The sequence below is a fragment of the Paenibacillus sp. FSL F4-0087 genome (assembly GCF_038020215.1).
GTDB lineage: Bacteria > Bacillota > Bacilli > Paenibacillales > Paenibacillaceae > Paenibacillus > Paenibacillus taichungensis.
In genome coordinates, this window is record NZ_JBBODJ010000001.1 from 6,026,224 (window position 1) to 6,041,699 (window position 15,476).

Annotated in this window: 11 protein-coding genes and 1 pseudogene; 7 read left to right on the forward strand and 5 right to left on the reverse strand. The window is 43.7% G+C overall.

What is annotated here, in order from left to right; genetic code table 11:
- Positions 1–199 precede the first annotated feature (199 nt).
- Positions 200–1,350 (forward strand): annotated as a pseudogene (locus MHB84_RS27510) (IS3 family transposase).
- Positions 1,351–2,033: 683 nt separating this feature from the next.
- On the opposite strand, the gene MHB84_RS27520 reads toward MHB84_RS27510, so the two are convergent.
- Complete coding sequence (locus MHB84_RS27520; RefSeq protein WP_179087152.1) at positions 2,034–2,405, reverse strand: helix-turn-helix domain-containing protein; 372 nt, start codon at positions 2,403–2,405, stop codon at positions 2,034–2,036.
- 512 nt (positions 2,406–2,917) lie between these two features.
- Between MHB84_RS27520 and MHB84_RS27525 the strand changes: the two genes are divergently transcribed.
- The 4 genes from MHB84_RS27525 (at position 2,918) to MHB84_RS27540 (ending at position 9,693) form a co-directional block, all read left to right on the forward strand.
- Positions 2,918–4,546 (forward strand): SGNH/GDSL hydrolase family protein, encoded by a 1,629-nt coding sequence (locus MHB84_RS27525; RefSeq protein WP_076288781.1) that lies wholly within the window; start codon positions 2,918–2,920, stop codon positions 4,544–4,546.
- Positions 4,547–5,292: 746 nt separating this feature from the next.
- Complete coding sequence (locus tag MHB84_RS27530) at positions 5,293–5,730, forward strand: hypothetical protein (RefSeq protein WP_179087151.1); 438 nt, start codon at positions 5,293–5,295, stop codon at positions 5,728–5,730.
- The gene (locus MHB84_RS27535) at positions 5,708–7,774 is read left to right on the forward strand and encodes a hypothetical protein (protein ID WP_076288779.1); all 2,067 of its coding nucleotides are present in this window, start codon (positions 5,708–5,710) and stop codon (positions 7,772–7,774) included. The genes MHB84_RS27530 and MHB84_RS27535 overlap by 23 nt, the downstream gene beginning before the upstream one ends.
- A gap of 176 nt (positions 7,775–7,950) precedes the next feature.
- Positions 7,951–9,693: a hypothetical protein gene (locus tag MHB84_RS27540; protein WP_076288778.1), complete on the forward strand. Its 1,743-nt coding sequence runs from the start codon at positions 7,951–7,953 to the stop codon at positions 9,691–9,693.
- 284 nt (positions 9,694–9,977) lie between these two features.
- Here the strand turns inward: MHB84_RS27540 and MHB84_RS27545 are convergent, their stop codons facing one another.
- On the reverse strand, positions 9,978–10,277 hold the full coding sequence (locus MHB84_RS27545; RefSeq protein ID WP_076288777.1) for a DUF3221 domain-containing protein: 300 nt from the start codon (positions 10,275–10,277) through the stop codon (positions 9,978–9,980).
- Positions 10,278–10,320: 43 nt separating this feature from the next.
- Complete coding sequence (locus MHB84_RS27550; protein ID WP_076288776.1) at positions 10,321–11,340, reverse strand: alpha/beta fold hydrolase; 1,020 nt, start codon at positions 11,338–11,340, stop codon at positions 10,321–10,323.
- 145 nt (positions 11,341–11,485) lie between these two features.
- On the opposite strand from MHB84_RS27550, the gene MHB84_RS27555 reads away from it, so the two are divergent.
- Both MHB84_RS27555 and MHB84_RS27560 read left to right on the forward strand, forming a co-directional pair.
- Entirely contained in the window at positions 11,486–12,391 is a 906-nt protein-coding gene (locus MHB84_RS27555; protein WP_076288775.1) for a LysR family transcriptional regulator, read from the forward strand.
- Between the two features lie 588 nt (positions 12,392–12,979).
- A complete protein-coding gene (locus MHB84_RS27560) occupies positions 12,980–13,726 on the forward strand; it encodes a methyltransferase domain-containing protein (protein WP_083678858.1) in 747 nt (248 codons plus the stop codon).
- 216 nt (positions 13,727–13,942) lie between these two features.
- Here MHB84_RS27560 and MHB84_RS27565 read toward each other — a convergent pair whose 3' ends face one another.
- Both MHB84_RS27565 and gap read right to left on the reverse strand, forming a co-directional pair.
- Complete coding sequence (locus MHB84_RS27565) at positions 13,943–14,188, reverse strand: hypothetical protein (RefSeq protein ID WP_217504757.1); 246 nt, start codon at positions 14,186–14,188, stop codon at positions 13,943–13,945.
- A 270-nt stretch (positions 14,189–14,458) separates the two neighbouring features.
- Complete coding sequence (gene gap / locus MHB84_RS27570) at positions 14,459–15,469, reverse strand: type I glyceraldehyde-3-phosphate dehydrogenase (protein WP_076288774.1); 1,011 nt, start codon at positions 15,467–15,469, stop codon at positions 14,459–14,461.
- Positions 15,470–15,476: the final 7 nt, after the last annotated feature.

Consider the following 15,476-nt stretch of genomic DNA (forward strand, 5'->3'; position numbering starts at 1 on the left):
CCAATCTGCGGGAGGTTTCAACGATCTGTTGAAAGAATTTTCAGGATATGAAGAGCTTCAACATAAACTTGTCCCTGTATGTCAATGAAAAGAGGGGTCACCGTCAAATTGCGGTGGTATTATCCCCTCAAGCTAGACAGTGAAAAAAGAGGTCATGTTAAAATGAACTCAACACTGAAAACCGGAGGGGATTTTTGCTATGCCAGCTAAAAAAGGCCAAACCTTTAATCAATATAGTGAAGAAACGAAGAAAGAGGCTGTTTGTCTGCGATTGGAAGAAGGTTGGACATACAGTCGGATCATGGAGAAGTTTGGTATTAAGAGTGAGAGCCAGATTATTACTTGGGTACGTAAAAGCCAAAATGGAGAGAGTTTTGAGGATTATCGAGGACGTTGGACGAAGAAGCACTTTAGCAGTGCAGAAGAAGAAAATGCTTATCTGAAAGCGCAGGTAGAATATCTAAAAAAGCTCAATCCAAATTTGTCCGGAGAGGGAAGCAGGATTTCGAAATCCGGTGCCAGTCCGATCGAGAAATAAGCGAGTGGGCACCTGTGGTTTGGTTGTGTAAAATGACTGAAATTTCTCATGCAGGTTACTACAAATGGAAGAAGAATATCGTCCTCAGAGAGAAACGAGCAGATCGGGATGCGGATCTAAAAGCACATATTTTAGGCATTCACCGGCTTCGTCCTTATTTTGGCTACAAATGTATGCGAACCGCGATAGGAAAGGAAGGCCTCATGGTGAATCACAAAAAGGTACGCCGCTTAATGAGAGAACTCCAGATTCGTTCCGTGATTCGCAAGAAACGTCCATTTTGCTGGCCGGAAACCGTCCGTTCTGTTCCGTAATGTCTTAAATAGAGAATTCTCGGCGGCAGCTCCTCTGCAGAAACTCGTGACGGATATTACGTATGTCCGGATTGGGCATGATTTTGCGTCTCTCTCGGTTGTGATGGATCTATACAACAACGAGATTGTAGCTTGGGAACTCTCCGAGCGAAATGACTTAAAACTCGTTATGGACACGGTGAAGAAACTGAAATGTGGACCTACCTTGTTCATTCCGACCAGGGGTTCCAGTATACAACACAGAGCTATGCCAAGTTGCTTGAAGAGAAGAAGCTAACAGGAAGCCATTCTCGGCGTGGGAACTGCTATGACAATGCATGTATTGAGTCGTTCTTCTCCCACTTAAAGACGGAAAAGTTGTATTTGGAGAAGCCTCAGAATCTGGAGCAAGCAAGGAACCAAATTACAGAGTATAGTTTGTTTTACAAAAAGGAACGTTTCCAAAACAAACTCGGCGACCTCTCCCCGATTGAATTCAGGGAAAAAGTCGCCGCTTAATGGAATTTCTCTTTTTTTATTGTCTACTTGACGGGGCTATGACCACGGTGGCACCTCTTTTTAAATTCGATTAAAAATAACAACACATTCAGTATGCTTTATATTGTCGAATTGTGGTGTCGAACGCACAAAATTCAGACGCCCAATTTTTAATTACAAATATTGTAACATGGAATTGAATGGAGAATGGGAACGAGTTTTCCTATTGACCGAGATTATGTTCTGCAACGAGGATAAATGAAAACCTCCGGGTGGAGCATTGATTGCTCCGGCCTGATGCACTATCACGGCCACTCATACATGTCATTCTCAGAGCATTCAAGAATAATGCAGATACCACGCATAGTAAGGGATGGAATGGTTCTCTTGGCATTCTCGTAAAGTGACAATAAGGTGGTGGATACACTCAATACCAATTCCTTTTGTAGCCACTCAGACAGATCAGTCTGAGTGACATTTGCACGGGTCCTGCAATCGCGCAACAAGCACTTTCCGAAGGTCAGCACCATATTTATGTATGCCTCCTTATTAAGTTTTTAGTCTTTCACGAGAACATTAGTTCGTATATAATTACAGTATCACATACCGGGGGGCATGCCTAATGAATAGCATTGATGTCGAGCACTTCCTAAGAGCTATTGCAGAAGATACTTCAGAAAACCAAGAACTCATTACAGAGTTCCTTAATTCCCTTTCTTCCGATTCAGAAACAGACGAGTCATAGCCTGCAGTTCTTTCTTTTCTTCTACGGTTAGTTCACGTCCCGCAAAATTGAAATCCCCTTTGATGAATGAATCATCATCCAAGTCTACTTTTTCGACCATTTCCCTTTCAGCTTCTCTTAAATCGCTGTGGGGATTATTGGTATGTCCTAAAACCCAATCTGTTGTAACTCCATACAAATCACACAATGTTTTTAATGTTTCATAATCCGGCTCGCTGATTTTATTCTCATAACCACTCAATGTTTTATTGTTAATCCCCGTATGATCTTTAACTTGAATTTGTGTAAAACCTGCCTTTAACCGTGCTTCTTTAAGGCGTTCGCTGTACAACTTGAGCATGGTTCTCCTTCACCTCTCCTTGATTAACGATCTTATCATATTGTCCTAGAAACGTGGAAATCATTCTTAGAAAATAGGAATTTAATATAATGGGTTATAAAAAAGGGATTGATTTCTTAGAAACTAAGAGTTATATTGAACTCACGGATTCTTAGAAATTAGGAATTTAAACGAACAACAACACGGCGGCGAGTCCTTAGTCCTATCACTGAGGATAAAAAAAAGAAATATCTTACTCCTCTTATCAAACGTATTCGTGCCCATATCACGTCTTCAGGTGTCCCATTAAAACAATCTCAGCAAAAGCTGGAATTCCTGAAGGTGGTGGCGGCCCAACTCTTTCAAGGAGCTTTGAAAGAAGGCATCAGGAACCGTACTCAATCAAGTACCGCCGCGTATCAAAGCTTGAGTTTAGATTTCGACTGTTAGTCATTCCGGCATGAATTTACGTCACATCTAGGCTTCAAGCCGATGACATATAAAATAATTAAGGAGTTGGTTAGATGGAAGAAGTCATTAATGGTATGTCAGGAAGTCCGCCGGAGGATCAGCAGATTTACACCAAAGACGAAACTGGCCAGTACAAGCCAGTGAGCGCTGATAATCCCCTTGCGCTTTACCAGATAAATTGCGGCGGCGATGCTTCTTCGGAACCGATCAGTATTTTGGGTGCAGGAGCTGCAGCAGGAAGCACTTTTTACCCAAAAGACGGGGTCACAAGAAGAGATACGGATATCGTGGTGTATTACGGATCGTCAACAGCAACGACAACAGCAACGTTTGACACTTTCCTGATTGACATCAACAACAGAGAGAGTGTATTGCCTGGTATTCGTCAAAACCAAAGGTTTGCTCAGGTGACAAGCGCAAACGTTGGCGATGTTGTATTGTACACTGTTCCGGCGGGTTGCATATTCAAGGTCGAATACACAGCACCAACAGGGGGAGGAACAATCAACATTAAGGGGGTTGTAAAACTGATGGCGGACAAAGGTTATCAACTATCGGGTGCTCTCCTTGACAGAGTCCAGACAGAATCAATCAGGGACGGATATCTGTACAACGGACTACGTGGTTTGTTTCGTTGGCGTGCAGCACTGGCTAAGGCATTGAACGGTGACGTCCTTTCCACCATTTGCGTATATGGTTCTAGTTCAGTGGTTGGGCAAGGCGCAGGGGGCGGCGGCGTTGCTGGTCTCTTAACATATGGAAAAAACAAACTTGAAAAGGGTTTTGTTGGTCGTCTACGTTCTGCCTTGGCAAAACAGGCAGGTGATGTTGGTTCTGGCATCATTCCGCACTGGTGGACCTGGTGGTACACATTCGCAGGTACCTGGGCTGATTCCAGTGTCGGCGGTATGTTAAACATCCATTCCAAGCGCGGCGAGACTGTTGGTTCATCGGTGACAGTGACATTCACGGGTACATCATTTTCTGTTGTTGGTATCGAGGGCTCAGAGGGCGGAAAGTTCACCATTACAATGGATGGCGGAACACCACAGGAATTCAATTCAAATGGTTCCAGCGAAGCAGCTAAAGAGTACAAATACAACGGAACTTTGACAAACTCGAGCCATACAGCAGTCATCACGGTTACGGAGCTTGTCGCGGGAAAAGCCCGAAGCGGATTTGCTCTTATCGGTGTGATGTACGGCAGCACGTCCCAAACCGGGGTGAAAGTTCACCAAATCGGATATGCAGGCGGTAAAACGGATCAAATAGCAACGAACAGAACGAATTACAAGCCGACTACAGTTGATTTTTGGAAGCCAGATCTGTCCATCATCTGTTTTTCGTCAAACGACTACAGCGGACAAACAGACCTAGCGACTTTCCGAACGCAGACGCAAACAGCAATCACACAATGCAAGCGTTTCGGAGATGTCCTCCTGGTTCCAGTTGGAATCACGCCAGCGGACAAATCTATACCGATCACGGAGTATTCTAAGATTTATAGAGAGCTTGCCTTATTGAACAATTGCGCGTTCTACGACACATACGCACGGTATGACAATAGCTTCACATTCGCAAAAGAAACATTACAATATGTGTCAAGTGACAACACTCATATGAACGACTACGGCCACCAAGATATTTCATCCAGCCTGTACAAAGTTCTTACTAACGTATGATAGTTGGCTGACAAAGGCAAACAGCTTGCAAGCAAAGCGCGTGACCAGGTTGTTGAGAATGCGAAGAAACAAGGATTAACAACGGAGACATTAGGTTAAGGCGTCGGAAGGCTTAAAGAACCAAAATCCCTAACGGTGATGGAATCGCAAACATGTTTGTCATCGGGTTCGATCGTCGGTGCTGGTGCAGGAAGCGGAGGTGTTAACGAGAATAACTGATCACCAGGGAGAAGCAGTAAGGTGGTGTTCATCTGTTTTCAGCCGAATTAAGCTGGACTGACCCGTAGATACCGGTGGAAGCCTCAGTTTTTTAAAGCGATGGCGGTCCCGTCCAGCAATACGACTATAGTCACATCGTCCGAGAACTATAACATAGCAATTACACAAAAATCCGCTTATTCTCGAAGCATAAGGCGCGGGTAACGTTGACTTAGTTCTGAGGTTGTCGGTCAATGGTAATTAAGACTACTTTGCGGCGAACACATTTCCGAGGGGGGACGGAGTAAACAACGTATTTACCCAATTGAATTAGCAGCATTAACGATGAAAATTGGTTTGTTTAACATGGGCAGTAACATCGCGGGTGATGAATTCAAATCGGATAGACCCGCTTTGCCTGGTAACACCTTAACCGGAAATGCTATTTCCCCTGTAGATATTACAACCCAAGGCTGGCCAAAATGTCGCAGCTAAAGCTATACCTCATTTATCCGCCTATGAATGCTGATCGGGACGGAGTTACTCATGTGGTTGCTGAGATTAAATCGAGACGCGCTATTAACGGATTGGAACTAATCTGTGGATTGCTGATTCAAGCGGATGACGGACTTGGCCCGTCTTATGGCATCAACCTAGGGCTGCAATGGGAAGTGTTCAAAGAGCCGCTCAAACTGGTTGCGGTTCCGCAGAAGTTAATTCGCGCCTTTCCAGGCGACCACATCAAAAAGGAGGATTGCACTCAAAGATTCCGGCCTCGGCATGCTAATTCCATAAATTTATTAATTGAAGTGAAATTTAACCGAATTGCAAATAAGAGAAGTATTTTTGAATTTTGCTTTTTCATTGGCATAATTCGTGAAATTCGGGAAGTGGCGATTCGATTCCGTCGGGGAGCATACAACACGTTAAGTCTTCTAAAAAAAGTCATAAGGAGCGATGAATGTGCCAAACAAACAAGAAAATAATTTATTAGCCGATCAACAAGATGTAGCTACCCCTGAGATTGTGACACTACTATCTGCTGGAGCCAGTGCTGGGAGTGTGCAATATCCTTCCGAGCCAACGGGGACAGATCTCGAAATTACTTTAAACTATGGTGGATCGACAAATGCTACTCAGGGAACTTTTAACACTTACATTATCGACATTAACGGTAAAAAGGCAGTACTTCCTGGTGTCAGAAATAATATCAACATAGCTCAAATTACCCAAGCAAGTGTCGGCGACCTAGTAAGTTATATTATTCCTGTTGGGTGCATACTTCGAATTGAATACACGGCTCCTAATGGTGGCGGCATGTTATCTATAAAGGGAGTTCTAGGGATAATGTCAAAAGAATTTTTGTATGCAGCAGCAGCTTTGGAGGCAGCCAAGGTAACAGAAAGAGTTATTATCGATCTTTTCAATGCACCATTGGATAGAACAGGAGTTACAGATTCCTCTGATATCATCCAACAGTACATTAACCGCGCCCTGAAAGAGTACCAAGTTGTCGGAGTGAATACAAACAGTAAAACTTATTCCACAGTCGAATTGACGTTCCCTAGGGGGCAATACCTGATTGATAAAACAATCGTAATTGATTGTTCCTTGGTGAGTAACGATTATGTTTCGGATACAATCACATTGCACATTAAAGGCGGCGGTGGTGGCCCTTCAGGAACGGTTATTAAAATTGGACCGAATGCGACACAGATGTTTGACATGAAATATGGACAGGTTATTATGGAAGGTTTTAAGTTTTTGGGCAAAGGAACGGCCATCTTTGCGAAAGTGGGCAGAACGCAACGTGAGCAAACGGGAACCAGCCCACTCGGGGATGTAATGCTGAAACAGTCCCATTTCCGCGATTGTGAATGGTATTACTGGAACAAAGTTTTTGAGGTTGGTCACATGTTCGATGTTAAGTTTGATAACTGCGGATTCTTCAACTTTAGCGGTATAAGTCCAGTTGCTTTTGATGTGCTCAAACATGCTCAAGACCCAACCAACAACCTTATGTTTTACAGATGTCATATGGAGCAATTACCAGGCGGTGTATTCCTTCGCTCAGTAGGCGGAGCTGATGCAACCCTTCAACACAACAATTACGGATTTTTCGGTTGCCACTTCGAGGCTCGGAACTGGGATACAACATTGGTTGAGCTTGAATATACTCACCGGGTCGGTTTCTACAACACACAATTCACCCATAACAACACCCAAGGTGAGAAGCGTGGGATAACGGAATCCCAAATGGTTCCTATGTTCAAGTTTCGAAATTCATCTTCTATCCACTTCTATAACTGCACAATCACGCGTCAAGACGTAAAAAATACTGCTAATGTTGCTAACAAAGTTTTTGAGCTAGGATCAACAGTTGGTGGCATTGTTATCAATGGGGGTGTTCTTAATTCTGGTACTGATACATCGATAAATGATCTTTGGCAGTCGTCTGCTTCGGTGCCTCATGTTAGTAATGGAGAGACACCGTTACAGGTAAATGGTCCATTACTTGATCCGCGCAATCCGCCTATGTTCCCTGACAAAATGACGGTGGCAAGCCCGGCAGCACGTACACGTAAGTGGGGATGGCTTCACAAACCAGCCACAAATGAATTGGAATTCGGATATACCCAGACAACTGACAAGAATTATGATTGGTCCGATTACAGTATGAAATTGACGACAGAGGGGGTTTTGTCATCAACATCCAGAGCCGGGAAAAAGAAGACCATATCTAACGCAGCAACCGCTACATGGACAATACCCTCTGCAGGTAACGCCAGCAGACGAGGGATATTCACAGTCTGGGCAACGCATAATTCTGATTGCTTTGCAATTTTCTTTTCGACTGGTCAGGCACTGTTTCCTATCTCGGTTGGGTCTACAGCAAATCTTTCAACAGCTGAAGGCTCAGAGGCTGGAAAACTCAATATTTATTTAGGGGCTAACGCTAACATCACAGTTAAAAACCTTCTGGGTTCAAATCGTGATGTAGTCTTGAGTCACGAAGGAATAACGGTATAAAATATGCCAGAAAAACTGAATGAGTACTGCGAGTATGGCGTATTCTTATCTAATTAATTTTAATTAGACACTCGAAGTACTCCTAATCTAAATGTTAAGTGACTGGTCCCTCTATATGGTAGATTACATCAAGTTAATACTCCAAGAATATATATTAATTAAAAGGAGTTGTGGATATGTCAATTAAAGATGGGAACGTCGAAGAAGTGAATGATGAAGTCAGTGTAACCGCCGAATCGGTAGATTTTTTATCTGATTTAGAATTTTTTAATGTCAGGTTATTCGGGGCTATTGGTGACGGGAATTCACATCCATTATCAAGCATTTATACATCATTGGAAGAGGCACAAACAAAATATCCAAAGGCAAAATCTTTAAATGACGAAATTGATGTTTGTGCCATACAAGCAGCGTTCGATGCGGCATCGGAGCAGACAATAGGACCTAACAATGGAGGCACTGTATTTTTCCCTAGTGGGCGCTACTTGTGTAACGTACCTCTTTACGGGTTGGATATATCAGTGGACGGTGATCCCCAAGCAGCTACATTAGTATTTCCTGAATTTTGGGAGGGCAACCCAGCAATAACTGTAGACCGCAGCAGCGGAAAAAGGCAGGTATGGCGCAATATCTCAGTAGTTGGTCCGGGGACTTATGACCGCAATGTACGCGGGGTAAGGACAGCTTGGGGGTCAGGTATTAAAGTAGTAAATTCAGCAATGCCGCTTTTTGAAAATCTGCAAATACGTCACTTTGGTTGGGGCATGGATTGGGCAAACAGTGCTGGTCATATAAAATTATTCCACACCAATATTGAATATTGCTGGTACGGCGTGTATGTATCCCATAACTCTGGTGATTACTGGGTGGAAATGTCCACGGTCAACCAAAACGCATTCGCTAACTTTGCTACTCATGCGTCATCTGGTATCGAGGCACTATCGATGCGCTCCAGTCACTGCGGGTACTCGCCTTTCAGCTTCTATTGCGAACCGGAGCCTAACAAACCAGGTGGTTCAAATATATTTTTGAAAGACCTGGTTCTAGATCATGTTCGATTCGAGCAGGTCGGAAATGCTGCAATCTACAGTGACCCATCCATGGGTGCCAATCCTCGCGTCGAGGGCATTCGCATTCTGGACATGGGATTCAGTTGGGATGCGGACAAGGGGAAGTGGTTGGAACTTCCCGACTGGCCCCGTGACTATGCTATTGATATCGGAATGGCTTTAGACGGTCCGATTATGCTTCACAACGACAGTTACCCATTCACCAAAGGTAAAGTCAATATGATGCGTATTAGAGAACAACAAGCCTCTGCACCAGTGACTATTATAGGTCATGGTAATACTACCGATCATATTGAAGTGGTGAGCGGTATAAAGCGTGTAACCGTAGGTTCAGACTTTGTTTTGCAACAAGGCGGATCCTATGCCCCACAACAACACCTATTGTCCAGGAGTGACCGGGCGAATAACAGATATGAATTAAATATCACTCAGGATGGAACAACAGGAGCGGGGTTTCAGTTAGCCCACCTTAAAAATGGTACGCGTACCGAACTAATGTATGCAACTGATGGAAACACTTTGCGTTTCCGGCGACCAATCCTGCTGGATGAGTTAATAAACCCTGGTAGATCGTCTACTGCGCTTTTAAACCCTCGTGAAGGGGCGTTCTATGTAGATACAAGCAACGCAAGTTATGAGTGTGTAAGGACCTATATAGGCGGCAGATGGAATAGACAAGGTGCGGGATCAGCTATGCCGACAGTAGGAAGTTGGCAAAGGTCGGATTATATCACCAACACTGCGCCGACAATTATAGCTGGGGTTGTCACTAAAGGTTGGTTCAGACTCACAAGTGGGACAGGTAACGTTCTTGGAACGGACTGGCTTGAAGACAAGATAACAATCTAAATAAAAAAATGCCCGACACCCCGTTGAGTTAACAGGGGAAGTAGGGCATTTTTTTATACATAGTATTCATTGATATAAATAAATCATTAATGCTAGTGGTGGACAATAGACCCTCAAGAAAGAAAAAAATAATTAATAAAAGATATAAAGATATATATAAGAGAAATTAAACTGCATATTCAATCCATGCATAAACACTCGTATAGAAAGACCGGTGTATTTGTAGTTCAATAAACGAAACGTTGCATATCAAGTTATTTGGAGAAAAAAATTTGGTGAATAGCTTATTCATTGATTTTTTCAATATCCAAAACTGCTCTAATAGGTGGATTGGATTCATTTTGGTTAAAGTCAGCAGTGATTTTTACTCTTTGTCCTACATCAATTGACTCAAAATTCTCTTTATCGAGGTAGTAATACGCAGCTTCTTGGTCTTGTGCTAGTCTTACAAAATCCTCAAGATTTCCATTTTTCAAATCTTCCCTACTTATATATTGGAGGATAAGAAATTTATACTTGTCATTTTCAGCTTCTTTAAGATCCCAGCAAGGGCTAACAAGAGAAATAACCGGGCTATAGAACAAGGAATCTTGCTAGCCCTGACAGACATCCAATGCAAGCGACTATCTATTCATTAGTGCTAAGTGACAACAAGTGTTTTAGATTGTCATTAATAAATTGATTATCGGCACTGTTGATTCCACGACCGGCAAAATGGCCCCAGATCGATTGGATTGGTTTCAAGACAGCATTAGGTATACGCTTAGCTTCGTATTCATTATCGTCCGCTGTGCAGAAGAGATCCGTGCTCCCTGGCATGATGCAGGCAAGAGCTTTTATGCTTTTAAGCGCTTTATCAAAGTCTCCATTATAGGAGGGGTTGGCACTAATATCTGCATGTTGGCCTGTCCATAACATTGCCAGAACATTATGAGGATCCATATTCATAAAGCTATCTTCCCAGACACCAGCTACAAAATCCTCCAATGTGTCAAATCCCATCTCACGGTAAAGTTCTTCTCTATAAAACGCATGTGATAGTCCCCATCCCGCATACACCCGACCAACTGCACGCATGTCTGTAGAACTAAGTTGGTTCATTTTACTTGAGTCGAAGCCGACTGCAGATAGCAGCGAAGCTTTCACTCCTTCCAGGACCACAAATGTGTGAGGCCAAGGTTTGGCGATGCCTCCGAAAGGTGCGATTCGTTCGACCATCTCCGGGTAACTTGCCCCCCATTGAAATGCCTGAATGCCGCCCATCGACCACCCGACCACGAGAGCAATCTTTTGAATACCGAATTTTTCGGTCAGCAGTTGGTGCTGTAATCGAACGTTGTCATAGATGGTTACCTGTGGAAAGGTAGCCCGATCAAATGGAGGAGGCGTGTTACTGGGAGAGGAAGATAGCCCATTGCCCAGCAAATTGGGAACGATAATAAAATATTTCTCTGGATCGAGTGCCATCCCGCTGCCAATGAGCCATTCATTCTGAACATGCTGATCCCCAAAAGCCGTTGGATAGACAATAACATTATCCTTCTGTTCATTTAGTTTTCCGTAAGTTTTATAAGCAAGAAAAGCATTTGGTAACGTCACTCCTGATTGTAAGAGTACATCACCCAAATTAAAAATTTCATAGTCCATCGTATAGTCGCTCCCTTCAAAATGAAAAACCACATGTTCAGTGTGATCTCTTGTACTTAGTATAGAGCCGTGGTACTCTCAATAAAAGTGAATAGAATTCAAGGTAGTATTCAATAAAATTGAAAGATGAAGGGGGGAGCATCGGATGGAATTGCGTCAACTGAATACGTTTTGTACGGTTGCAACAACATTGAATTTCACGCGGGCAGCAGAAGTGCTGAGCTACGTTCCTTCCAACGTCACGATGCAAATTAAAGCATTGGAAGATGAGCTGGGTGTTCGCCTCTTTGATCGGTTGGGCAAGCAACTCGCTCTTACAACTGCGGGCAAACGCTTTTTAACACACGCCCAAGGTATTCTTGAAAAAATGGACGAAGCTCGTAGTGCTGTCCATGATAATGAAGAACTAACTGGTACCTTAACGATAAGTGCGAATGAGGTTATTTGCTCCTACCGGCTTCCACCTGTCTTCCAACGGTTTCGCTCGCAGCATCCGGGAGTTCGTCTAATCTTCCGCTCAGTTCCGAATCAAGAGCTCAAGCAAACGCTCTTTGAGGGAACCACGGATATTGTTTATATGTTGGATGAACCCATCCGCTCGAGTGGACTTTCCGTGGAACCTTTGCTGGAAGAAAATTTCCGATTGTTAGCTGCTCCAGATCACCCACTCGCCAAACGAACTGTGCTGCACTTGGAAGATTTTCATGAAGAAGTGTTCCTGACGAATGAGAAGGGTTGTCCATATCGAACGATGTTTGACCGGTCATTTGAGAAAGAGGGCATTGATAGCATCACGTATCTAGAGTTTCAAAGTGCCGAGGCTATTAAACAATGTGCGATCTCGGGAATCGGTATCGGATTTCTTCCTGAAATCGTTGTAGAAGCCGAAGTTGAACGAGGAAAACTTGTTGTTCTTCCATGGAAAATTCCGGATCTGCGGGTGTATACACAGATGCTGTGGCATAAAGACAAGTGGCTTTCACCAATCCTGTTATCTTTTATAGAAACATCAAGGGAAGTTTTTCGTTTGCAAAAAGAGAATGAACTGTAAGACTATGTATAAATGAGCAAAAGCAGGTACCGTTTCGTACACGTGGTTAACCAAATGAAAATCCACCAGGAGATTCTTTCCTGAATTCTTGAAGTGAACATGCTAAATAAGAAATTCAATCGATGATCCTTAAACCGAGAATTGGAATTAACACGGCAATCAGTACAAGAAGTAAAATATAAAGACCGCTCATCCAATACTCGGGTGAGCGGTTTTTTAAGTGTTATTGTCGCGGGACACAAACATTGTGTCATTTCGGTTTAGTTAATTATCTAAATAGTATCATGATGTAGATCATCTGGCGAGATAAAAGCACAGGAGTGCGGTTTCGATCTCTTGAAAGGATGCTTTATAGTCCATTAAATTTCCCTGCATGTCTGAAATCATTGTCTTATGATTTTAGAATAAATAATTTCAAGTTTTAAAGTTGATGAATCATATAAATGTTGTTTCTATGATTATAATATTAACAATACTACACAGAGTATTGATGCAGTGCATTTGAAGCAAGAGAGTGTTCTGGATAATTCGCTTGCTTCCAATTGAACGGTGTTACTATGTGTGAAGCTGCCATTGACTTAAGCCCTGATGGGAGAAGGGAAAGATGTTTGCGTGAACAGCAAGGAAACCAACGATGCTTCGTACGAAAGTGTGACAGATCAGCAGCTTCAGGAGCAGTTGAAATATTATAAAGAACGAGCTCCAGAGTATGATGACTGGTGGTACCGTCGAGGCACATTTAATCAAGGAGACGAAGCTAACCAAATCTGGTTCGATGAGATTAATTCGGTTAAGGATGCTTTTAAAGCTGAACATTTTCATGGTGACTTTCTTGAACTTGCGGCGGGGACTGGGACTTGGAGTAGTCTGTTCTTAAAAGAAGCCCTTATATTGACCCTTGTAGACGGTTCCGAAGAAATGCTTTCGCATAATCCGGTAGTATCTGAACCCAATGTAAGAACGATCATTGCAGATCTTTTCAATTGGTCTCCGGATCAGTTATACGATTCAGTTGCTTTTACTTTCTGGATATCTCATTTACCCAGAGAAAGACTGGCGAGCTTCTTCACCATGGTCTCATGCTGTTTGAAGCCCGGAGGGAAAATGTTCTTTATCGATGATCGAGAAGTATCAGGAACCCGCGAGTCTCATGTAGTGGGGACATCTGGGCAAACGATGGTTCGGAAGCTTAATAATGGTGATCATGCTACTATAGTGAAGAATTTCTTTGACGATAACGAGATCGAGCAAATTGCTGCTAGTGTGGGAATTGAATTGCATGTCCATTGCACCTCTAAGTACTTTCAGTATGGGATAGGATCCAAAACTGTCTAAAACAGCAATTATCTCATACTTAATGAAGAAATCACTGAACTAACGGAGCACTTTAGATCAAAAAAATAAAGGAGCAGTATCGTCGGCGGCGACTGCTCCTTTATTACGCTAATAAGCTTTTGATGATCCAGTAGTGCTCATGTTTACCAAATTGGCCAAAAGAGCCAGCCCAAGAATCGACTTACCACTGATTGCAGTCGTTTGCCCTTCAAATCCCTATCTTCGAGCAGATGGTTCCTCATAGCTTTGCAAGCCGGTGTCGCGCAAAGTTCTTCCGACATAGCCTAACTCTCGACGTGCAGCGGCATCGTTGACGGTGAACTCACGCCCAATCATGCGTATCATCGAGCGTGAGATCGGCGGATCGCCGTCTTTCCGTGTGATGTCCCAGATCGTGTCGAACAGCCGGCCAATCGCAGAGACGAGCCAGTAGGACAGCGAACGCATCTTATCGATGGACAAGCCCTGCAAGTTCGCAAGTGAGGCGACAAACTCACGGAAACTCTGCCCTTCCTGATCCTTGATAAAGTAGGCATGGCCGCCTTCTCCGTGTTCAAGAGCGCATTCCTTTCGGTTCGGAATTCAGGATAGTCCGCCTGGTGTCGCCACGGATTGATGGTTTAGCTCAACCGACGCGCATCCGGTCAAAACCAGACTAATACCGAACAATCGATCATCGTACTCTGGAGCGCATCCTTCATAGAATTTTACTTCTCTTCATCTTACGATTATTTATCTAGCGATCTTAGCGAAGTGCTCCAGAGTTCGAACCAATTGGGCTGTATAAGACATTTCGTTATCGTACCAAGCTGCGGTTTTCACCAATTGATGGTCACCGACAGTCAGAACTTTCGTCTGTGTGGCGTCGAAGAGCGAACCGAATGTGATGCCTTTGATATCGGAAGATACAATCTCGTCTTCCGTGTAGCCGAAAGTCTCTGGATCGGAAGCTTCTTTCATAGCAGCGTTAACTTGCTCAACTGTTACCTTGGTATTCAAAACGGCAACGAGTTCAGTCACAGAACCTGTTGGTACAGGTACACGTTGAGATGCCCCATCCAGTTTACCCTTCAGTTCCGGAAGAACCAAACCAATGGCTTTTGCGGCACCGGTGGAGTAGGGAACGATGTTCTCCGCTGAGGCGCGCGCAGCTCGGAAATCTCCTTTTGGATCCGGAGCGTCAAGCGTGTTTTGGTTACCCGTGTAAGCGTGAACGGTCGTCATCAGCCCGGATTGAATACCAAACTTGTCGTGTAGAGCTTTAGCCATAGGGGCCAGGCAGTTGGTTGTGCAGGAGGCGCCGGAAATGACGGTTTCCGTTCCGTCCAGTGTGTCATGGTTCACGTTGTATACAATCGTTTTCATGTCTCCTGTAGCAGGGGCGGAAATGACGACTTTCTTCGCTCCGCCTTTCAGGTGAAGCTCGGCCTTTTCTTTTGAAGTGAAGAAGCCTGTACATTCGAGGACAATATCAACGCCAAGCTCTCCCCAAGGAAGCTCTTCAGGATTCCGTTTAGCCAAAACCTTAACTTCTTTGCCGTTTACTTTGAAGGTTCCGTCATGGACTTCAATGTCACCTTGAAAAGTACCTTGCGTCGTATCATATTTGAGCAGATGAGCTAACATTTTAGCGTTCGTAAGGTCGTTAATCGCTACTACCTCGACGCCTTCCACATCTTGAATTCGGCGAAAAGCGAGTCGTCCAATTCGTCCAAAACCGTTTATACCTACTTTTACAGTCACTGAAAAT